This window comes from Nocardia mikamii NBRC 108933 (assembly GCF_001613505.1).
GTDB classification, from domain to species: Bacteria; Actinomycetota; Actinomycetes; order Mycobacteriales; family Mycobacteriaceae; genus Nocardia; species Nocardia mikamii.
On the sequence record NZ_BDCM01000013.1, the window covers coordinates 499,884 to 520,673 of the forward strand.

The following is a 20,790-nucleotide window of genomic DNA, read 5'->3' on the forward strand; positions in this document are numbered from 1 at the left end:
CGCGGTGGACATGGATGCCGAGCACAGCTCGCACTCCACGGAACATACCGTCGCGTCGGCGCCGGATACGGTGCAGCGCAACGGTATCGCGCAGACGCTGCGCCGGCCCACTGGGTCCGGACCGGTCGCCTTCGGTCGCGTCCACGACTCCCGCGGTGCGGCGCTGCCGAATGCGGTGCTGACTCTGATCTCGATGTCGGGCCGCCAGATCGGCCGGTCGCTGACGGATGCCGAGGGCTACTTCGAACTCGCCGCTCCCGAACCCGGCTCGTACGTGCTGATCGCCTCGATCGACGGGCGCCGCCCGGACGCGTCCACGGTGCACCTCGCGCACCATCCGGTGCCCTGCGATGTCGTGCTCACCGCGATGGCCGGACTGGCCGGCACCGTGTCGCGCGGCGACGACGGCACCGCCATCGCGGGCGCGCGGGTGTCGGCCCTCGACGCACGCGGTGAGGTGCTCTCCTCCGCGGCCACCACCGACGACGGCGCGTTCGGCCTCGCCGAATTGCCCGAAGGCGACTTCACGATCGCGGTGAGCGCCAACGGCTTTCACCCGACCGCCCTTCCGGTGCGAGCAGGTGGCAGCGACACACCGCGCCTCGACGTGACGCTGCGGCCTTGCGCCCGCCTGCACGGCGTGGTGCGCGGACGCGACGGCCGTCCCCTGCCCGACGCCCTGGTCACTCTCACCGACTGGGACGGCACCGTCGTCGACACCATGGTCACCGGCCCCGACGGCGCCTACACCTTCGCCGACCTGCACGACGGCACCTACACGGTGGTGGCGAGCGGTTACGCACCGGTGCACACCCCGGTGGTGGTCGGCGCCGCGGCCGAAGAGCTCAATGTGCAACTGGGACACGATAATTCGAGTGACTTCGATGCCGCCGAGCAACTCACGGCCAGGTATTCGGCCGACTAGCAGTGGTCTCGGGGCGCCGGGCCGACGCCGGCGGGGTTGCACCGACTCTCCCGCGCGCTCACCGGGGACGGGGCCCCGGTCCGCTGAGACCGATCGCCGGCGGCCTCGACAGGCGTAGGGTCGGGTCATGTGCATCACGCACTCATCCACGGGTGCCGGTCGCCGGGCAGGCTCAGGTGTCGAGGTGTCGGCACGCGGATGCGACCGGCCGTGAATTCCGTTCCCCCCATTCGGTGGCAGCCGACCGACATCGATCGCTGTGTGGTGCTCGAACCCGATCTCACCCTCGATGCGGGGACTTATCGCCAATTCAGCGATGACCTGGTCAAATTCGCGGCCGGCCAACCTCGGGCCGTCATCGTGCGCGTCGACGGCATGACCATCGCGTCCGAGCCCGCACTCACCGCGTTCACCACTGCCTGGCTGCGCACACTGAACTGGCCGTGCGTGCCGTTCCTGCTGGTCACCGAGGACGCGGAGCTACGACGCCGGCTGGGGCGCAGCGCCGTCCACCGGTTTCTGGCGGTGCAACCGACTGTCGCCGCCGCTGTCGCCGCGGCGGCCGAGCCACCGCCCCGCCGGCGGACCGACTTGACGGTGGCGCTCTCCCCGGTCACCGGGCATCGAGTGCGCCGAATGATCGACGACGTCTGTGCCGAATGGGGCATCGGTGACATCAGCGAGGTAGCCCAGATCATCGCGACCGAATTCGTCGACAACGCCGACCTGCACGGCCTGTTCACCGGGGTTCCCGATATCGACGTACGGCTGGAATTTCGCGACGACCTGCTCACCATCGCGATCGCGGATCCGGACCCGCACGAGGCCGTCCTGATGGAATCGGTGCCGGGCGCCGACGGGCACCGGATGCACGGCCTGCACATCGTGGCCGCATTGGCCTCGGCCTGGGGGTGCGTCCGGCGGTGGCCGACCGGCAAGGTCGTGTGGGCGACGCTGGCGACGGCCCGCGCCGAATAGCCGGCCGACAGCCCGGGCATATCTCGGCACCGTGCGGGTAGGGCGTCCACATCGGTTCCGGCGCGGCGATCCCGATTCCACCCGGTTCATCACCGACGCCTAGGAGGCCTTCGATCTGCGCCGGACCGGCTGGCTGAAAACCGTGGTGCCGATGTAGATCTCTCGGTCCGATCGCCTCCGACCGCCCCGCGCCGGCGCGAAGCGCGGGTGGCTAATGTACGGACGGCTCGTGAGAACCCTCGGTTCACCGACCGAGAGGGCACGGGCGATATCAGACATCGAGAAAGAAGAATCATGCGTCACGTCATTCGCGCAGCCGCGATCGCGGTTCTCGCCACATCCGCCACGGTCGGCATCGCCGCTCCGGCCTTCGCCGAGTCTGGGTCGCCCGCGACCGCCACGGTCGCGGGCGAGCAGGGCACACCGGCCGATCCGGCCGCCCCCGCCGGTACACCGGTCGACCCGACCACCGAGTATCTGAACGCATTCGACACCATCGCCGGTGCGTGGGCCGACGACTCGACGGTCGGTCAGGTCGTGGGCACGGCAGCCGGCCTGGCCGTCGGCTGTCCCCTCGGCGCGATCACCGGTGGCACGCTGACCATTCCGGTGCCGGTGCTGACACCGATCGGCGTCGTGGGCGGATGCATTCTCGGCGCGGGCACACTCGGATTCCTCGGTGGTATGGCCGGCGGCATCGTCACCGGCGGGCCGAGCTTGGCGAACGCGGTGGGCGACCAGTACAACTCGCTACATTCGAAAGGCCTGATCGCACAGTCGATGCCGGCCGACGGCAACGCACGGTAATCGACATTCACCCACCGATCAGAGCGGACGAATACATGAAGACCACCACCCGGACCATCGCCGTGTCCACCCTGCTGGCCACCGCCGTCGTCGCGGCGGCCGGGGCTGCTCAGGGCGAGGCCCTCGCGCCGGCGCCCACTGCCCCCGCCCCCGCCGTCCCCGCACCTGTTGCCCCGCAATCGAATTGGACCGGTACCGATCTGGGTCCCGGCATCCGCTACCAGGACGACACGACCACCGGCACCGCGGCGCTACAGACTCCGTTGGGCGCGGTGGCAGTGCGCCCCGGACAGTTCGACATTCGCGACGGCGCCGGTAGGACACTGCTCGGAACTCCGATCGAGGTTCCCGCGACGGCCGAGTCCAGCTCGCCGGTGACACCCACCCAGACCGTCGCCGGTACCGTGGAAACCACTGCGGCACAGCCGAATCAGGTCGCCGACACGCAGATGTCGGATCTCAACCAGGCCGTCGCGGCGGCCGGACCGCACATGGGTCTGGCGATGGCGGTCGGTGGTATGGCCGGGTCGGTGATCGGCGCGGCCATCGGCTGCCCCCTGGGTATCGCCACCGGCGGCACGCTGATCTCCGTCGCCACCGCCGGCACCATGACCGTGCCCGCGATGGCCGCGGCCTGCCTGGTCGGCGTGGTCGCGGTGGGTGGCCTCGGTGCGAGTGTCGGCGGAATCGCGGTCGCCATTCCGGTCGGAATCGCCGCGGGCACACAGAAGTACAACCAGCTGCAGGCCGAACACGCCCAGGGCGTCACGCACTGAGCCACCGCCGTGCCCGGCTCTCCGCGCAAGCAGCCGGGCACGGCGCCGGACAGCAGGCGACGGCGTGTCGGCGTGACCGGGAGTGGTGCACGGCGGACAGTGTCCACGACGTCGAGCGGCAGAAGGTCGAGCGGAAGAAGTAGGCACCGATGAGTTTGTCCACCCTGGCCCTGGTGCTGGCGCTCGGGCTGGCGGGACCGTTGCTGGCGTGGCGCGAAGCCTGGCACATACCGGTGATCGTCGGCGAACTGCTGGCCGGAATCATCTGCGGCGTCACCGGATTCGGGCTGCTCGATGCCTCGGATCCGGTGTTCGCCTTCCTGGCCGATATGGGTTTCGCACTGGTGATGTTCGTGGCCGGCACTCATGTCCCGATTCGTGATCCGCGGATCCGCTCCGCACTCGGAATCGGCGCCGTGCGCGCCGTACTGGTCGGTGCGGCCGCGGCCGTCGTCGGCTACCTGCTGGCCGGGTTCTTCGGCACCGGCCACGGCGCGATCTACGCGGTCCTGCTCGCCTCCTCCTCCGCGGCATTGGTGCTGCCGATCATCGATTCCCAAGGGCTGGGGGGCAGATCGGTGCTGGAGCTCACGGCGCAGGTGGCCATCGCCGATACCGCATCGATCGTCGCGCTACCGCTGGTGATCGACACGGGCAACGCCGCACGCGCGGCACTGGGAGCGCTGGCGGTGATCGGCACCGCGCTGGTCTTGTTCTTCCTGCTGCGGTGGCTGGAACGATCCGGTCTGCGCCGGCAGGCGCACCGGGTCTCCGAGCGCCGCAAATTCGCGCTCGAACTGCGGGTCAGTCTGGCCATCGTCTTCGGGATGGCCGCCCTCGCCACCCGCACGCACGTCTCGATCATGCTGGCCGGGTTCGCGGCCGGACTGGCCGTCGCGGCCGTCGGCGAACCGCGCCGGGTGGCGCGGCAATTGTTCGCCGCGACCGACGGATTCCTGGCTCCTCTGTTCTTCGTCTGGCTGGGCGCTCGGCTGAATCTGCGGGAATTCGCCGACCGCCCGCGGCTGATCCTGCTCGGACTCGCGCTGGGGGCCGGTGCGCTGCTGGTGCATCTGCTCATGCGGATGCTGGGACAGCCGGTCGCCCTCGGCGCGCTGGCCGCCGCTCAGATCGGTGTGCCGGTCGCGGCCGTCACCGTCGGCACCCAGCTGCACGTGCTGGTTCCGGCCGAGGCGGCGGCGATGATGCTGGGTGCGCTGGTGACGATCGTCGCGGCGGCGGCTGCTGCCGCGCTCGCGGCGCGACGGCCGCCGGTGGCGGATCCGGTCGCGCCGTGAGCCAGAGTCAGGGTTTGTGCGCCACCACCGCGAACATGGTCACCGAGAAGTGATAGTCGCCGCTCTCGGCAGCACGCCGGACATCGGCGAGAACGCGATCGCGCTGGGCGGCGGTGATCACTCCGTCGGTCACACCTCGCTCGGTGACCGCCGTGAACATCGGGAGGATCGCCTCCGGCTCCCAGATCACGGCCTCGGAACCGATATCGTCGATCACCAGTCCCGCCTCGACCAGCCGGCCTCGTAAATGCCTGCCCGAGTTGCGATTCGGACTGTTGGTTTCCATCCGCTGCTGCAAGGCCGCGACGACCTCCGGATCGCCGGGATGGAAGATCGCCGTCGACCAGTCGCTGTCGATCAGCACCACTCGTCCGCCCGGCCGCAGCACCCGCGCGATCTCGACGGTGGCCTTCGCCGGATCGTCGAGGTGCTGATAGACCCGCTCACAGCGAACCGCGTCGACGGATGCGTCCGGCAGCGGCAGATCGTAGGCCGATCCCTCGATGAATTCGGCCTTCACGTCGGCGGCGCGCTCGCGTGCCACCGTGAGCATCGACGGATTCGGGTCGATACCGATGGCCCGCCCGGACTCTCCCACCAGAGCGGCCAGCTCCACCACTTCGGTGCCGGTGCCCGAGCCCACGTCGAGGGCGGTTTCGCCAAGTCGCGGGTCCAGCGCGGCGCGCGCCCACGCGCGCATCCGCACCACGCCGGGTAAGGCGGCCTGATTGTCGAGTATTCGGACGATCAGGTCTTGTTCCGGGTGGTCGACCTGGTCGATGTGGAAGGACGGAACGCCTTGTTCATCGCTCACCCCGCCAGTATGCCCGCGCGGTCAGCCGAACAGCAGCCGCGCGGCGTGGGCGAGCACATCCGATCTGCTCTGCCCGGGGTGTTCGGCCTTGATCAGGTGATTGGCGATGACCGTCGAAAACGACAGCAGCGCAACCGCTTCCACGTCTTCCGAGGCGACGCCGGAGTTCCGCAGGAGCGTGCGGAGGTAGTCCATTCTGGCGTTGTCCACTTTCCGCAGCCGCGCCTCCACGTCCGGGTCGCGCCGGGCCCAGGCCCGGATGGCGAGGTCCAGCGGGGTCAAGTCCTCGGCGAAGGTGAGCGTGCCCGCCCGCCGGATCTTGCGCTTCGGGTCGCCGCCCTCGCGTTCGACCTGTTCGCGCACATCGTCGACGGCACGGCGCTCCCAGTCGTCGAGCATCGCCTCGAGCAGCTCGTCGCGGGAGCGGAACTGCCGGTAGAAACCACCGCGGGTCACGCCGAGTTGTGCCGCCAGCGCTTCCACCCGGACCGCGTCGGGACCCTGATGCTCGAGCACGGAGAGGCCGGCATCGACCCACGCCTGCCGCGGAGTTCGCACCGGTGGTGCCATCACGTCCTCCTTCTCGACCGGCTCGCCCTTGATTAGATCACCTATCGATAGATACAGTACTGTTCTGTATCTATCGTGCAGTACCGAAACCAGAAGGTTCTCGTCATGTCCACGCACACCTCCCCCAGCGTCCGCCAACGCGGAATCACCGCCGAGCTGCTCACCCTCACCACCCTGGACGACGTCGTCTACATCGACAGCCACGTGCTGGAAACCCCCGCCGCCACCGGCCGCACCGCCGAGCAGTGGGCCCGCACGATCATGGAGGACGTCCCCGAGGAGGTCCGGGTGCGATTGCGTGCGGCGTGGGCCGGTATCGAACTCGACCTCACCCCCGGTGCGCCGGAGACCGTCGCCGGCTGGCGCATCACCTTCTCCGCACCGGATTGCCTTCTGCTGCGGGCCGATTCGGGACTCGGCTTCCACGGCGAACTGGCACTCGAGGTCCGCGACGGCGTCGTCACACTGTCGACCTTCGTGGCCATGCGCGGCACCCGCGCGCCGGACGTGTGGTTCGGCGTGGTGCCCGGCCATCTGGCGTTCGTGCGTTCACTGCTCGAACGAGCCGGCAGTACGGAGCCGGCGGCGAGCTGACGACCGCGCGGGTCAGTACCTCCACCGGCACGCGTCGGTGATCTGCTCGGGCGTGGCGTCGGCGAACAACGCGATCTCACCGCGCCGGACGCTGCCGATGGTGTCGGCGAGATCGTCGCCGAATGCCGCCCAGAGCACCTCGTCGGCGTCGAAAGCCGCCACCGCGTCCGCGAGCGTGGTGGGCAACGGAGTGATCCCGCGCGCGGACCGCGTGGCGGAGTCGAGGCGGGCCGGATCGCCGGCGACCGGCTCGGGCAGGGTCGCGCCCGCGCGCAAGCCCGCCCGGCCCGCCGCCAGCAGGCCCGCCAGCGCCAGGTAGGGGTTGGCGGCGGCGTCGAACGTCTTGATCTCGATATTGGCCGCGCGGTCGCGTTCACCCTCGCTTCCGGTGATGTAGCGCAGGGCGGCCTCTCGGTTCTCCAACCCCCAGCATCGGAAGACCCCCGCCCAGTGGCTGGGCTGTAGCCGCAGATAGCTCGCCACCGCCGGGCAGCCGACGGCCAGCAGCGCGGGCAGATGGTCCAGGATCCCCGCGGCGAAGTGCTCCCCCTCCGCACCGATGCCGAACGGACCGGGACCGCCGCACATCCGATTCACACCCTCGCGCCACAGGCTCAGATGCACGTGGCCGCCGTTGCCGACGACACCGGGCACCACCATCGGACTGAAGGTCGCCCGCAATCCGTGGGCGTGGCTGACGGCCCGGACGACCTCGCGCACCAGCACGGCGTTGTCGGCGGTGCGGACCGGATCGGCGGAGGCAATCGACAGTTCGAACTGGCCCACCTCGTATTCGGGATGTATCTGCTCGACACCGATACCGCCGTCGCGCACCTTCGACACCACATCGCGCAGGTACGGTGCCAGTTCGCCGAGTCTGGCCATGCCGTAGGCGGGCGCCGAGGTGGCGGGGGTGAAAGCGTCCGGGTCGAGTGGGTCGGGGCGCGATATCGTCCATTCGAATTCGATCGCGGTACGCAATTCGTAGCCGTCGCCGGCCAGTTCGGCGACAAGCCGGCGCAGTAGCAACCGGGGATCGCGTGGATGCGGGGTGCCACTTTGCGTGTAGCGATCCGCGGGCGCCCAACCCCAGCCCGGTAGCGCTGCCACGGCGGTGGCCCGGTCGACGTCGGGATACAGCCGCAGGTCACCGGTCGGTCCACCGGCGACGTGTTCGGTCAGGATGGAGTCGTCGACCAGGAAGGCGTCGAAGACCGGCGACGCGCCGATACCCCAGGCGGCCGCGTGCGAGAACCGTTCCACCGGAACGGCTTTCGTACGGACGATGCCGCCGGTGTCGACCCAGGTGACGGCCACGGCGTCGACATCCCGGGCACTCAGGGCGGCGGCGACGGCGCTCGCCCGATCCGCGCGGTCGCGGCGCAGCTGCTCGGTCAGTGGTTCCACGTCGACTCCCGGGAGTTCGAGGGAAGCCGGCACAACCAGACATAGACGCCGGCGGGTTGCCGCGTTCGAGATTACGCGCCGAGATCCCGATCGCTCGCACTTCCGCCGCGGTCACGCCGGATCACTCGCCACCCCACGCCAGCACGGAACCGGCACGAGGACCGTGCCGTGGCGGTGTGGGGTCACCGCATCGACAGGCAGCCCTGGAGGGTCTGGAAATCGCCCGCGAAGCCCGGGCCGCCGGTACACACCGGGGTCCCGACGCCGGAGACGGTGACCGTGGCGCCCGGCCCTGCGATGCCGATGGCCAGACCCGGCCGGACACCGCTCAGGTCGGCGGTCGCGCCGGAACCGACCGCGATCGCCGCGGGCCCCGACCACGGCCCCGAGGTGGACCGGGCGGTGCCCCCGCCTTGCGCGATGGCCAGCGACAAGCTCGTCGGCCCCGCGTTCGCGGTAGCCGTACCGTTGATGCCGTAGGCGGCAGCCGCACCCCCGCCGGTGCTGGTGGCCGAACACGCGGCATCGGCTCCCGTGTCGGCGACCGAGGTGGCGCCCGGCGCCGGGCAGCTGGTGGAGTCGGCTTGGGCCGGCGCGGCCAGCAACGCGGCCGAGGTCAATGCGATACCGCCACCGGAGACGAGAGCGAACAGCGCGCGACGCGCGGAAGAACGAGACATGAGGGCCTCCTCTGATTGGTTCGTCTCAGCCAGAATACCCGCAGTTCGATGCATAAACGATGCAATTTGGGCAATGCTCGCCCCGAACGCGGTAGCGGCTGCCGAACCGCACCCACCTCGCACGAGTCGATCGCCGAACCTCGCCCCTGCTGCGCGGCACACAGGGCACCATCGCAGATGAATACGGTTTTCAGCGCATCATTTATGCATCGTTTGCGGTAGCCTGGGGCTCGGACGTCGAGGGAGGATCCACCACCCGGGCCGGAACGCACGATCCCGATCCCCGCCTCGCAGACCAAGCCGGCACCCGTATCGCCGCACCGCCGAACCGAGGAGTGGACGTGAGCGTCACCATCGACAATTCACGCCGATTGTGTTCCCCCGCAACGATTCTGGCCGATCACCCGGTGAACGTGGCGGACGGTGTCGCACGATGGCGTACCGCGGTGCGGGATCGAGTGCTGACCGAACTGGACGCCTTCCTGCGCGAGAACCGGATCGGCGCCGTCCACGGGATCGCGGTCGACGATGTCGCGCGCCGATACGTGGCAGGCGGCAAATGCCTGCGATCGACGTTCATGTACATCGGCTGGTTGTGTGGCGAGGCCCCGGATGCCGCCGCCCTGCGAGCCGCCGCCGCGCTGGAACTGGTCCACGCCTTCGCGTTGATCCAGGACGATGTGATGGACGCGTCGGCGCTGCGTCGCGGCGCGCCCACCGGACACGTCGCCTTCGCCGACGCGCACCGAGATCGCCGAATGCCCGGCGACGCCGCACGTTTCGGCGAGTCGGCGGCCGTGCTCCTCGGCGACATCTGCCTGGTCTGGGCGGACAAGATGCTGCGCGACAGCGGAATTCGCCCCGATTGCCTCTTCCGCGTGTGGCCCCGCTTCGACGCTATGCGTATCGAGCTGGCGGTGGGACAGTTCGGCGATCTCCTCAACGACGTCCGCACGGAACCGGATTTCGGGCAGGTACTGGCGCTCGCACGTGCGAAATCCGGCAACTACACCGTGCGCCGGCCACTCGAACTCGGCGCGGCGATGGCCGGATGCGATGAGCCGACCCTGTCGGCGCTGAGCCGGTACGGACGCGCCGTGGGCGAGGCGTTCCAGATGCGCGACGACCTGCTGGGCGTCTTCGGAAGCGCCGACGCCACAGGCAAACCCGGTGACGGAGACCTGACTCAGCACAAGGCGACCACCGTGGTGATCGCCGCCCGACAACTCGCCGAACCCGCCGCCCGCCGCGAACTCGACACCCTCCTGTCGGCACCGGTCGTCGATGCCGGCACCACCGACAGACTGCGCGCCCTGATCACCGCCTCCGGAGCGCCCGCCCGGATCGAGGCGATGATCAGCGACCGCATCGGCGAGGCGCGGCACGCCACCGAGAGCGCGACCCTGCCCGAACCGATGCGCCGCGTACTCGACGGCATGGGACTCATCTGCGTCACCCGCCACCCCTGAGGAGGAAGACCATGCGCACGACCACAGGTCGCAGCGACCATATCGTCGTAGTCGGAGCGGGGCTGTCCGGACTGTCGGCGGCACTGCATCTGGCCGGCCGCGGCCGCGCAGTCACCGTGCTGGAACGTGATGCGGTTCCCGGCGGCCGGACCGGCCGCGTCGATGTGGACGGCTACCGCCTCGACACGGGCCCGACCGTGCTGACCATGCCGCACCTGGTCGAGGAGACGTTCGCCGCGGTCGGTGAGCGGATGGACGACCGCCTGTCGCTGGTGCCGGTGGATCCGGCCTATCGGGCCCATTTCGCCGACGGGCGTCATCTCGAGGTCCACAGCGACGCCGACCGCATGGCCGCCGCGATCACCGAGTTCGCCGGGCCCGCGCAGGCGGCGGGTTACCGGCGACTGCGCGCCTGGCTGACCCGGCTCTACCGGGCCGAATTCGACTCGTTCGTCGCGGCGAATTTCGATTCACCGCTCTCGGCGCTGCGTCCCTCGCTGGCGCGGTTGGCGGCGATGGGCGGATTTCGCCGCTGGGACCGTGCGGTCGCACAGCACATCGATGATCCGGAATTGCGGCGCCTGTTCACGTTTCAGTCCCTGTACGCCGGCGTCGCCCCCAGCCGGGCGATAGCAGCGTACGCGGTGATCGCCTATATGGACACGATCGCCGGTGTCTGGTTCCCGCGCGGCGGTATGCGAGCGCTGCCCGACGCGCTCGCCGCGGCCGCACTCGACGCCGGCGTGGAGATTCGCTACGGCACCGCCGTGACGAGCCTGGACCGCAGCGGATCCCGGATCCGCGCGGTCGTCACCTCGTCCGGCGAGCGCATCCCGTGCGATGCGGTCGTGCTCACCACCGAGTTGTCCGAGACCTACCGGTTGACGGGCCACTCCCCGCGCCGTCCGCTGCGTCCCACGGCGGCACCGTCTGCCGTCGTGTTGCACGTGGGCTGTGAGGCGATGCCCCGGGCGGCACACCATCATCTACTCTTCGGCCGCGCCTGGGACGACGCCTTCGACGACATCATCGCCCGCGGCAGCGTCATGGCGGATCCGTCGCTGTTACTCACCAGGCCCACCGCGGGAGATCCGAGCCTCGCCCCACCCGGTCGCGACCTGCTCTACATCCTCGCTCCGGTACCGAATCTCGTTCGGGGACCGATCAACTGGGACCGCTTCGGTCCCGCCTACGCCGAGGAGATCCTGACCACGGTCCGGGATCGCCTGCCGTTCCCGCTGTCGGATCCCCGGTTGCTGCACATCACCACGCCCGCCGACTGGGCACGGCGCGGCATGCTGGCCGGCAGCCCCTTCGCGTTGGCGCACACCGTCACCCAGACCGGCCCCTTCCGACCGGCCAACATGATCCGCGGTCTCGAGAACGTAGTGCTGGCCGGTGGCAGCACCGTCCCCGGCGTGGGCATACCGCCCGTGCTGATCTCCGGACGGCTTGCCGCGGACCGCGTCACCGGACCGATTTCTTCGCCACGGCACACACGCCGGCCCGCGCCCGCCCTTCCCACACCGACCGCCGCCATCGTCCGCTGATCGGAAACTCATGTCCACCATCGCTTTCCTCGACAACGGCCGCGCCGATACGCAGCTGCAGCGGTCCTATCGCGCCTGCCGGACGCTCAACGCGCGCCACGGCAAGACCTTCTTCCTCGCCACCCGGCTACTCGCCCCGGATCAGCGTCCGGCGATCCACGCGCTCTACGGCTTCGCCCGCCGCGCCGACGACATCCTCGACGACATCGACCCGAGCCGCCCGGTCACCGAGCGCGCGGCGCGACTGGACGCGCTGGCCGCGCAGTTCACCACCGAGGACGCCGATGCCGACGCGGTCCTCCCGGCTGTCCTGCACACGGCACACTCCTACCGCATCGCTGCGTCGCTGTTCGACTCGTTCCTGGATTCGATGCGCATGGATCTCACTGTTACCGACTATCCGGATCGGCGCGCGCTGGACCGCTACGTCTACGGTTCCGCCGAAGTCATCGGATTACAGGTACTACCGGTGCTGGGCACGGTGTGCCCGGTGGACGAGGCCGCCCCCTACGCCGCCGCGCTCGGAAAAGCCTTCCAGCTGACCAACTTTCTGCGCGACGTGGACGAGGACCTCGTCCGGGATCGGGTGTATCTGCCGGCGGACGAACTCGCGGCCCACGGCGTCGACCGGGATCTGCTGCTGTGGTGCCAGGCGCACCGCCGCACCGACCCCCGCGTCCGGCGTGCCCTGATCGCCCAGCACGCCCACACGCGCGGCATCTACGACTACGCCCGTGCCGGTATCGCCCTGCTCGATCCGCGGTCGCGCCCGTGCGTCGCCGCCGCGCTCACCCTCTATTCGGAAATCCTGGACCGTATCGAGAGCCTGGACTTCGACATCTTCGTTCACCGTGCCCGCGTCGGTATTGCACGACGTGCCGCGGTGGGAACCCGCGGTCTCGCCGCTGCCGCCTGGTCTCGGAGTCGCGTTGCCGGTGCTATGAAACCGGCTGGGACACAGCCTCTTCGGCCGCTCCGGTGATGTTGCGGGTCATTCCGCCGAAGATGAGCGCGTGGAAGGGCGCGATGGCCTTCCAGTACAGATGACCGGCCAGGCCGTGCGGATCGAATACGGCCCGCTGCCGATAGACCGTGCCACGCGCATCGGTGTCCACGCTGAGCTCCAGCCACGCCCGCCCCGGCACCCGCATTTCCGCGCGCAACACCAAGGTGCGCGGTCGCTCGATGCGTTCCACTCGCCACCAGTCCAGCGCCTCACCGGCGTGCAGCCGATGCGGATCCCGTCTTCCCCGGCGCAATCCGGCACCGCCGGCCAGCCGGTCGATCCAGCCACGCAACGACCACGCCAGCGGAAACGAATACCAGCCGTATTCTCCGCCGATGGATTCGATCACCGACCACAGCGTCGCCGGATCGGCGCGGGTGTGGCGTTCTCGCACATCGACGTAGAGGGAACCGCCCGACCACGCGGGGTCGGTGGGCAGCGGGGACGACGGTTCACGACCTTGCTGGTCGGCATCCGACCAGCGGGTGGGAACGTCGAGGTCGCGGATGCGCGTCAACGCCAGTTCGACCGCGGTGCGGTAGTCGATCAGTCCGCGCTCCGGATCGGGGATGTGCTCGGCGATCGCGTGATCTTCGCAGACCACGTCGTTGACCAGCGATTCCATCAGCGGCACCGCGATCGACCTGGGAACCGGGGTGACGAGATTGACCCATTGCGCCGACAGCCAGGGGGTGAGCACCGGGACTGGGACGATCACACGCCGCGGCAGCCGCGCCACTTCGGCGTAGTCACGCATCATCTGCTCGTAGGTGAGCACATCCGGGCCGCCGATATCGAAGGCGCCGCGCACATCCGGCGGTAGTTCGGCCGCCCGCGTCAGGTAGTACAGCACATCGCGCACCGCGATCGGCTGGATGCGGTTGCGCACCCAGCGCGGCGTGACCATCACCGGCAGCCGTTCGGTGAGATACCGCAGCATTTCGAAACTGGCCGAACCGGATCCGATGATCACCGCGGCCTGCATCGCTATCGCCGGAACCGATCCCGCGAGCAGGATTCGCCCGACCTCGGCACGGGAGGACAGGTGCCGCGACAGTCGTTGACCGGGCGGAACGATGCCGCCCAGGTACACGATCCTGCCTACCCCCGCCCGGGCCGCCTGCTCGGCCACCAGGGTCGCCGCGCGGCGGTCGACATCGTCGAAATCCGTTCGCGTCAGCGAATGCACCAGGTAGTAGAGCACATCCGTCTCGGCGCAGGCCGCGGCCACATCGTCGGCGCAGAGCACATCACCGCGCAGGACTTCCACGCTGTCGCGCCAGGCGGCGTCGTCGAGTTTGGCCGGTGTGCGGGCCAGTACCCGCACCTCGTGGCCCGCGGCCAGTAGCTCGGGCACCAATCGGCCACCGATGTAGCCGGTCGCACCGAACACCACACATCGCATACCGTCTCCTGATCACCGCATCGGTTACATGCCGGGCACTTCCACGATCGGCGCCGGATAGGTCGCCTCGTCGATGTCTTCGCGCCACGGGCGGTGCACCGCCGCGCCGGACAGGTGGGCGAGTTCGGGCAGCCAGCGGCGGACGTACTCACCCTCCGGATCGAAACGATGCGCTTGCCGCAGTGGATTGAGCGTGCGATTGGGGCGGGTGTCGGTTCCGGTGCCCGCGACCCATTGCCAGTTCATCTGGTTGTTCGCCACATCACCGTCGACCAGCCAGTACCGGAAATGGGCTGCGCCGATTCGCCAATCCAGCCGCAGGGTTTTGGCCAGAAACGATGCGGTGATCAGCCGCGCGCGTCCCGGCATCCATCCTTCGTCGCGCAGTTGGCGCATCGGCGCGTCGACGATCGGGAAACCGGTGCGACCGTGCGTCCACGCCTCGAATGCCTGCTCATCCGTGCGGATCTCGACCGGACCCGAGCGGTAATCGGACCACGCCGCCGCGGGCCGGGCCGCCAGCACCTGATGATGGAAGTCGCGCCAGGCCAATTGCCGGGCGAAACTGTGGGCGCCCGGGTCCGACATGTCCAGGCGCCACACCACCTCCGCGGCGGACAGGCATCCGAAATGCAGGTACGGCGACAGGTGTGAGGTGGCGTCGGCAGCGAGATCGTCGTTGGCATCGTCATAGGCGGTGACCGCATCGGACAGCCAGCGGCGCAACATCTTTCGCCCGGTCGTCTCGCCGCCGACGCGCAGGTTCGGTGAGGTCCGCGCGGTGCGGAGTGTGTCGAGACCCGGTTGTTCGCCGTCCAGTCGCGGCACCTCGAGGTTCTTGGGCGGCGGCAGCGGACGCCGATGGCGAGCGCCTTCCCAGCGCCGGAAGTACGGCGTGAACACCGCGAAATGATCGCGTCCGGTGCTCGGCTCGATCGCATCGAGGTCCACACTGGTCACAATGGCAGCGTGCGTATGCACCTGGCAACCGTGGGATTCGAGCCTGTCACGCAAGGCCGACGCGCGTCGTTTGCCGTAGTAGCTGACTTCGGCCGCGAGGTGGACCGACTCCGCCCGCGTCTGGGCGACGATCCGTTCGACCTCGTCGACAACCTTGCCGCGCCGTAGAACGAGATGCCCACCGCGCGTACGCAATTCGTCGTCGAGTTCGTCCAGCGCCGCGGCGAGGAATCGCACCCGGTTCGGCGCGGCCTCCGAGCCGGCGACCAATGATTCGTCGAGAACGAACAGCGGAACCACCGCATCGCCGGCACGCTGCGCCGCGGTCAGCATCGGATTGTCGTGAACCCGCAGATCACGGGTGAACAGAGCTACCGCCACACCCATCGCTACTCACCTCCACTCACCGCGCCTGTCCTGACTGGTACGTCGCCCCGGGGCTCACAGCCGGCACAGCGGAGTGATGTCCTCGCGCCCACCGGTCACCGGCGAGGTCAGGTACAGACAGGGCTGCTCACCGGCGGCCTCGATCGCGGCGACCACGTTGTTCCACTGCACCGCGTCCAGTGCGGGTGTGCGGGAGAGTACGAATCCGGAGATCCGGTAGGGGTCTGTGACCAGGGCCCAGGAGTAGTCCGGGCCGAGTGCGGTCACGATGTAGTTGGGCGGACCGTCCAGGCTTTCCTGCGTCGGCACCCCCGGGAACGCCACGCGCAACTGCGCGCCCGTCACGGGATCGACCACGCGCGCCGCACCCTGGATGTCGTTGCTCCCGCCCGACCACGTGGTACACGAATTGTGCACCGACACATCACCGTTCGGCAGTGCCGCGTACTCGGCGCGCGTATCGCGGGCGCAGACGAGATTGAAATACTGAGGAATCGCGGCGACCTGGTACCACGTTCCGACGTAACGGCTCAGATCGAGCGAGGTAACCGGCGCGGGACCGTCCGCCGGACTCGCACCGGCGGGCGCCCCGACGCCGCCGAACACGACCGCCGCCAGCACCGCGACACCTGCCAGCCGAGCCGGGCGCATCGCTGCCGCAGCGAACGCGGTCACGCGGCGGACACCTTCGGTCAGCATTCCCCCCACCTTCCCGTCGAAGTCAGCGGGCCGATCTACCTGCGAACGATGTCCGAGCACCTGCGACTCCTCTGTTCGATGAGCATGGGTTCGACGACACAGACGATCCTACAGCAATCGATGCGTAATCGATGCATACTGGAAGTGTCACCCCACGCGCCGCCCCCGCGCGGGTGTCGCAGCACTGCGACGATGCGACGCCCATGCCCGCGAAAGGCAGAATGATCGTCATGTCCGATGCCTCGCCCCCCGACAACGACGCGACCGGATTCTCGGTACGCACCGTCGCGGAGCGCATCGGCATTCCCACCGCGACCCTGCGCAGCTGGAATCAGCGCTACGGCATCGGACCCTCCCAGCATCGGCGCGGTCGCCACCGCCTCTACTCCGAGGCCGACATCGCCCGGCTCGAGCGCATGGTCGTGCTCGTACGCGGCGGATCGAGTCCGGCGCGAGCGGCCGAGTCCGTGCGCGGACCACTACCGGTCGCCGGAGACCACGCCTCACTCCTCGACGCCGCCTTCACCTCCGACCCCACCACTCTGCAGTCGTTGCTGCTCGCCCACATTCACGCCTTCGGCGTAGTCGACACCTGGGATCGACTGTGCCGTCCGGCCTTCGCCGAGATCGTCCAGCGACAAGGGGCGGGCATCGGATGCATCGACGTCGAACACCTTCTGTCCTGGTGCATTTCGGCCGCACTGCATCGCGCGGTCCCACCGCCGGCCGACACGTCCGCAACACCCGTGCTGCTCGCCTGCACCAGTGGTGAAACACACTCCCTGCCACTCGAGGTGTTGCGCGCGGCCCTCGCCGAGCGCGACGTCCCGGCCACGATGCTCGGCCCCAATGTCCCCACCCCCGCCCTCGGCGACGCCCTCGATCGCAGCGCGCCGGACTCGGCAGCGGTGCTCTGGTCACAGCAGGAATCGACCGCCCTCCTCTCGGCCGTGCGCACATGCGCCGAACGCGGCGCCCGCGTCCTGTTGGCGGGCCCCGGCTGGGAGGACGTGCCCGCACCGGACACCGCCGAAATCGTCAAGAGCCTCCCCTCCGCACTGTCGGAGTTGACCGGCGCCGCCCCGGCAGAGGTTTCGCCACAACGACAGTGATCGGCGGGCGCACCACCTCGCTCCGACGTCGCCGCGAGATCGGCGCGGACCTTGTTCCCCCGCGCTCGTGATGCTAATTTCCAATTAGGAGAATTGCATTCTCGGCACCGGCAGCTCGAAAGGTCGATCACGTGCGCGTCATTCAATGGACCACCGGGAAGGTCGGAAAGCTCAGTCTGCGAGGGATTCTCGACGATCCGCGCCTCGAGTTGGCCGGTGTATACGCCTATTCCGGCGACAAGGTGGGGGTAGATGCGGGCAGGCTGTGCGGGCGGCCCGATACCGGGGTACTCGCCACGGCCGATATCGATGCGCTGATCGCGCTCGATGCCGACACCGTCATCTACACGCCGTTCATGGCCGACCTCGACCATGCGACGCGGCTGCTCGAGAGCGGCCACGACGTCATCAGCACCAACCTGTTCCTCAACGTCGGCGGAATTCAGGGCGAGACGGAGCAGAAACTCGCCGCCGCCTGCGAACGCGGCAACAGCTCGCTGCACATCACGGGCATCAACCCCGGCTGGGTCAACGCCGTGACCACCGCGTTGACCGCGGTGTGCCGTGACGTCCGATCGATTTCGATCTGCGAATCGGCCGATGTCTCGGTCTACGAATCCGCGGAAACATGGCAGGCCCTGGGCATTTCACGACCCGAGGCCACCCCGGAGCTGATCGAGATCGCGAAACTGTGGATGAGCACCTTCCGGGATTCGGTGCGGCGCATGGGCGCGGCCCTGGGATACGAATTCGATGATATGGATTTCTCCATCGAGTACGCGACCGCCGCCGAGACGGTGGATCTGGGCTGGATCCGCATCGAGAAGGACACCATTGCCGCGGTGCGCGGCGGATGGGCCGGCAAAGTCGGCGAGAAATCCGTCGTCCGCTCGAACGTCGCTTGGTATCTGACCGAAAAGCTGAACGAGAGCTGGGAATTCGATGACGATCACTATGACATCGTCATCGAGGGAGAACCCGAGGTGCGGACCCGGATCAGGTTCGTCCCGCCGGACAGCTGGGGAAATCACGAGTGGGACACCATGACCGCGATGCCCGCGGTGAACTCCGTATTCGACGTCGCCCGCGCGCCCGCCGGCATCTCGACGCTGAAAGAGGTGGGATTGCCCTGCGCGCCCGCCGATCTGTGGCTGTCGAGGTGACGACGCCGTGGGATATGCCGACGAGCTGTTCGATCTGACCGGCAAGGTGGTTCTGGTCACCGACTTCGGTCGGGTGCCGACGCATCGGCCGTGACGACCGATCGTGCCGGCGATCCGGGCGCGTCCGGTGCCGCGCCCACCTCTCGGATCCAGCGTCCCGGCCACCAGATCCTGGGGCCGATCAGCGCGAACAGCGCCGGGATCACCAAAGTTCGGATGACGAACGTGTCGAGCAGAATTCCGACGCCGACCACGATGCCCAGCTGGGTCAGCGTGATCAGCGGGAGGACGCCGAGGACGGCGAACACCGCCGCCAGCACGATTCCGGCGCTGGTGATCACCCCGCCCGTGGAGCCGACCGCGCGGACGATGCCGCCGGTCACGCCGTGGCCGGGCGTCTCCTCGCGTGCTCGCGTCACCAGGAAGATCGTGTAGTCGACACCGAGCGCCACCAGGAACAGGAAGGCGAACAACGGCACGTTGGTATCAAGGGCCGGGAACCCGAAAACGTCAGTGCTGAGCAGGCTTCCGATCCCCAGCGCGGCCAGGGCGCTGAGCACCGTGACCGCCACCAGCAGTATCGCGGCCGGCAGCGCCCGCAACAGCACCAGGAGCACCAGCAGGACGACCACCAGAATGAGCGGAATGATCAGGTGCTGATCACGCCGGGCCGCGTCCCGGGTGTCCATGGCGACGGCATCGGAGCCGCCGACCAGTGCCTCGGCACCGGGCACCGAGGACAGTGCGGTGCGCAGGCGACTCACATCGGCGAACGCGGCATCGGAGGCCGGCGGCGCATCCAGAATCACCGACCAGCGCGTCGAGCCGCTGTCCGAAACGCCGGCGGGGGTCGCGCGCACGACGCCCGGGGTGCCGTCGAGGACCGCCTGCACCTGCGGCGCGGTTTCGGTGCGCGCCAGCACGATCGCGGGATCGCTTGCGCCGGAGGAGAAATGCTCGCTCACCGCCCGGAGACCGTCGACCGATTCCGCGTGCACGCGGAACTGTTCGGATTGCGCGAGGCCGACATGAGCGAAGGGCAGCGCGCCGGCACACGCGGCCGCGACCACCAGGAAGAGACCGGCCACCGCGGCGGGTCGCCGTACCACCTTCTCCGCGACGGTATGCCAGGCGCCCGAGGTCGCGGTGTCGTGGCCGTCGACTCGGGGAATGAACGGCCAGAACACCTTTCGTCCACACAGGGCCAGCGCGGGAGGCAGCGCGACGAGGACGAAGACCGCGGCGATCACCAGGCCCAGTGCGCCGAACGCGCCCAGGCCGCGGGTATTGGGCAGCAGCGCGAGCAGCAATGTCAACAGGGCCAGCACGACCGTCAGATTGCTGGCGAGCACCGCGGGCCCGGCTCGCCGCGTGGCGATTCGCAGCGCGGTCCGATGGTCCTCGGTCCGATACAACTCGTCGCGGTACCGGGAGACCAGCAGCAGCGCGTAGTTCGTGCCCGCCCCGAATACCAGCACGCTGGTGATTCCCGCCGTCGAACCGTCGAACGTCAGACCACTCACCTGGGCGAGGGCGTTTCCCGCCGCGGAGGCGACCCGGTCGGCAACCGCTACCACCGACAGCGGAATCAGCCACAGTACGGGGGAACGGTAGGTCGCTATCAGCAACACCATCACCACGGCGGCGGTGACCGCGAGCAGCAGGGTGTCGGCGCCGGAGAAGGAGTCGGCGATATCGGCGCCGAAGGCCGGGCCGCCGGTGATTCGCACCCGCAGATCGGCGGGCGCGCCCGCCCGCGCGGCCGTGCGCAATTCGTCGATCCGGTCGGTCAGGGCGAAGCCGTTCAGCTCGGCCGGGATCGGTGTCTGCCCGAGCGCGGCGCGCTGGTCGGGCGACAGCACGAGACCCGGCCCACTCGCACCGGAGCGAATCCGGGCCAGCGCCGCGTCGGCCTGCGCTCGATCGCCGGGGGTGAGGACTTCGCCGTCGGCGCGGGTGACGATCAGGACCGCCGCCGCCGAATCCCCGCCGGGGAACTGTCGCAGCAACCGCTGCACCTGCGCGGATTCCGCGTCATCCGGCAGCGAGTTCGGCGCCGAGCCACCCGACTCGCCCCCACCGGACAAGCCGAGCACCGCGACGGCGGCGACAACCAACGCGACGAGGACGATCCACCCTCTCCGCGCGGAGACGATCTGCGCATATCGGTCCCATCCGCCCATCCCGAAA

The 20,790-nt window shown here is 69.1% G+C and carries 19 protein-coding genes; 11 read left to right on the forward strand and 8 right to left on the reverse strand.

Annotation, left to right across the window (positions count from 1 at the left end; all coding sequences use genetic code 11):
- The first annotated feature begins 10 nt into the window (after positions 1 to 10).
- The 5 genes from NMI01S_RS35995 to NMI01S_RS20455 all read left to right on the forward strand — a co-directional run bounded on the left by NMI01S_RS35995 (position 11) and on the right by NMI01S_RS20455 (position 4,784).
- Positions 11 to 925, forward strand: coding sequence for an MSCRAMM family protein (locus NMI01S_RS35995; RefSeq protein ID WP_281186734.1), 915 nt, complete (start codon positions 11 to 13; stop codon positions 923 to 925).
- Between the two features lie 210 nt (positions 926 to 1,135).
- The gene (locus tag NMI01S_RS20440) at positions 1,136 to 1,903 is read left to right on the forward strand and encodes an ATP-binding protein (RefSeq protein WP_157126277.1); all 768 of its coding nucleotides are present in this window, start codon (positions 1,136 to 1,138) and stop codon (positions 1,901 to 1,903) included.
- Between the two features lie 294 nt (positions 1,904 to 2,197).
- The gene (locus NMI01S_RS20445) at positions 2,198 to 2,710 is read left to right on the forward strand and encodes a hypothetical protein (RefSeq protein WP_062999442.1); all 513 of its coding nucleotides are present in this window, start codon (positions 2,198 to 2,200) and stop codon (positions 2,708 to 2,710) included.
- Between the two features lie 35 nt (positions 2,711 to 2,745).
- On the forward strand, positions 2,746 to 3,486 hold the full coding sequence (locus NMI01S_RS20450; protein WP_062999444.1) for a hypothetical protein: 741 nt from the start codon (positions 2,746 to 2,748) through the stop codon (positions 3,484 to 3,486).
- A 149-nt stretch (positions 3,487 to 3,635) separates the two neighbouring features.
- Complete coding sequence (locus tag NMI01S_RS20455; RefSeq protein WP_062999446.1) at positions 3,636 to 4,784, forward strand: cation:proton antiporter; 1,149 nt, start codon at positions 3,636 to 3,638, stop codon at positions 4,782 to 4,784.
- Between the two features lie 7 nt (positions 4,785 to 4,791).
- Here NMI01S_RS20455 and NMI01S_RS20460 read toward each other — a convergent pair whose 3' ends face one another.
- A complete protein-coding gene (locus tag NMI01S_RS20460) occupies positions 4,792 to 5,598 on the reverse strand; it encodes a methyltransferase domain-containing protein (RefSeq protein ID WP_062999448.1) in 807 nt (268 codons plus the stop codon).
- Positions 5,599 to 5,619: 21 nt separating this feature from the next.
- On the reverse strand, positions 5,620 to 6,168 hold the full coding sequence (locus tag NMI01S_RS20465) for a TetR/AcrR family transcriptional regulator (protein WP_062999450.1): 549 nt from the start codon (positions 6,166 to 6,168) through the stop codon (positions 5,620 to 5,622).
- A 105-nt stretch (positions 6,169 to 6,273) separates the two neighbouring features.
- On the opposite strand from NMI01S_RS20465, the gene NMI01S_RS20470 reads away from it, so the two are divergent.
- Positions 6,274 to 6,762: a hypothetical protein gene (locus NMI01S_RS20470; RefSeq protein WP_063920807.1), complete on the forward strand. Its 489-nt coding sequence runs from the start codon at positions 6,274 to 6,276 to the stop codon at positions 6,760 to 6,762.
- A gap of 12 nt (positions 6,763 to 6,774) precedes the next feature.
- Here NMI01S_RS20470 and NMI01S_RS20475 read toward each other — a convergent pair whose 3' ends face one another.
- On the reverse strand, positions 6,775 to 8,169 hold the full coding sequence (locus tag NMI01S_RS20475; protein WP_245716944.1) for a type I glutamate--ammonia ligase: 1,395 nt from the start codon (positions 8,167 to 8,169) through the stop codon (positions 6,775 to 6,777).
- 182 nt (positions 8,170 to 8,351) lie between these two features.
- A complete protein-coding gene (locus NMI01S_RS20480) occupies positions 8,352 to 8,849 on the reverse strand; it encodes a DUF6764 family protein (protein ID WP_062999454.1) in 498 nt (165 codons plus the stop codon).
- Positions 8,850 to 9,190: 341 nt separating this feature from the next.
- Here NMI01S_RS20480 and NMI01S_RS20485 point away from each other — a divergent pair, with 341 nt between their 5' ends.
- Genes NMI01S_RS20485 through NMI01S_RS20495 form a run of 3 tightly spaced genes read left to right on the forward strand, consistent with a single transcriptional unit; the run spans position 9,191 to position 12,850 of the window.
- Complete coding sequence (locus NMI01S_RS20485; RefSeq protein ID WP_369689924.1) at positions 9,191 to 10,318, forward strand: polyprenyl synthetase family protein; 1,128 nt, start codon at positions 9,191 to 9,193, stop codon at positions 10,316 to 10,318.
- An 11-nt stretch (positions 10,319 to 10,329) separates the two neighbouring features.
- Positions 10,330 to 11,868: a phytoene desaturase family protein gene (crtI, locus tag NMI01S_RS20490; RefSeq protein ID WP_062999458.1), complete on the forward strand. Its 1,539-nt coding sequence runs from the start codon at positions 10,330 to 10,332 to the stop codon at positions 11,866 to 11,868.
- A gap of 10 nt (positions 11,869 to 11,878) precedes the next feature.
- Positions 11,879 to 12,850: a phytoene/squalene synthase family protein gene (locus tag NMI01S_RS20495; RefSeq protein ID WP_062999460.1), complete on the forward strand. Its 972-nt coding sequence runs from the start codon at positions 11,879 to 11,881 to the stop codon at positions 12,848 to 12,850.
- Here the strand turns inward: NMI01S_RS20495 and NMI01S_RS20500 are convergent.
- The 3 genes from NMI01S_RS20500 to NMI01S_RS20510 are packed head-to-tail and all read right to left on the reverse strand — an operon-like array spanning position 12,807 to position 16,277.
- Positions 12,807 to 14,279 carry an SDR family oxidoreductase gene (locus NMI01S_RS20500; protein ID WP_062999462.1) on the reverse strand — a complete coding sequence of 491 codons (1,473 nt, stop codon included), beginning with the start codon at positions 14,277 to 14,279 and terminating at the stop codon, positions 12,807 to 12,809. The two genes, NMI01S_RS20495 and NMI01S_RS20500, sit on opposite strands and share 44 nt — an antisense overlap.
- Positions 14,280 to 14,303: 24 nt before the next feature.
- On the reverse strand, positions 14,304 to 15,626 hold the full coding sequence (locus NMI01S_RS20505) for a cryptochrome/photolyase family protein (protein WP_062999464.1): 1,323 nt from the start codon (positions 15,624 to 15,626) through the stop codon (positions 14,304 to 14,306).
- A 54-nt stretch (positions 15,627 to 15,680) separates the two neighbouring features.
- A complete protein-coding gene (locus NMI01S_RS20510) occupies positions 15,681 to 16,277 on the reverse strand; it encodes a lipocalin family protein (protein ID WP_062999934.1) in 597 nt (198 codons plus the stop codon).
- A gap of 278 nt (positions 16,278 to 16,555) precedes the next feature.
- On the opposite strand from NMI01S_RS20510, the gene NMI01S_RS20515 reads away from it, so the two are divergent.
- Both NMI01S_RS20515 and NMI01S_RS20520 read left to right on the forward strand, forming a co-directional pair.
- Positions 16,556 to 17,437 (forward strand): MerR family transcriptional regulator, encoded by an 882-nt coding sequence (locus NMI01S_RS20515; protein WP_062999936.1) that lies wholly within the window; start codon positions 16,556 to 16,558, stop codon positions 17,435 to 17,437.
- A gap of 131 nt (positions 17,438 to 17,568) precedes the next feature.
- Entirely contained in the window at positions 17,569 to 18,600 is a 1,032-nt protein-coding gene (locus tag NMI01S_RS20520; protein WP_062999466.1) for an NAD(P)H-dependent amine dehydrogenase family protein, read from the forward strand.
- A gap of 56 nt (positions 18,601 to 18,656) precedes the next feature.
- On the opposite strand, the gene NMI01S_RS20525 is transcribed toward NMI01S_RS20520, so the two are convergent.
- Complete coding sequence (locus tag NMI01S_RS20525) at positions 18,657 to 20,783, reverse strand: MMPL family transporter (protein ID WP_062999468.1); 2,127 nt, start codon at positions 20,781 to 20,783, stop codon at positions 18,657 to 18,659.
- Between the last annotated feature and the right edge of the window lie 7 nt (positions 20,784 to 20,790).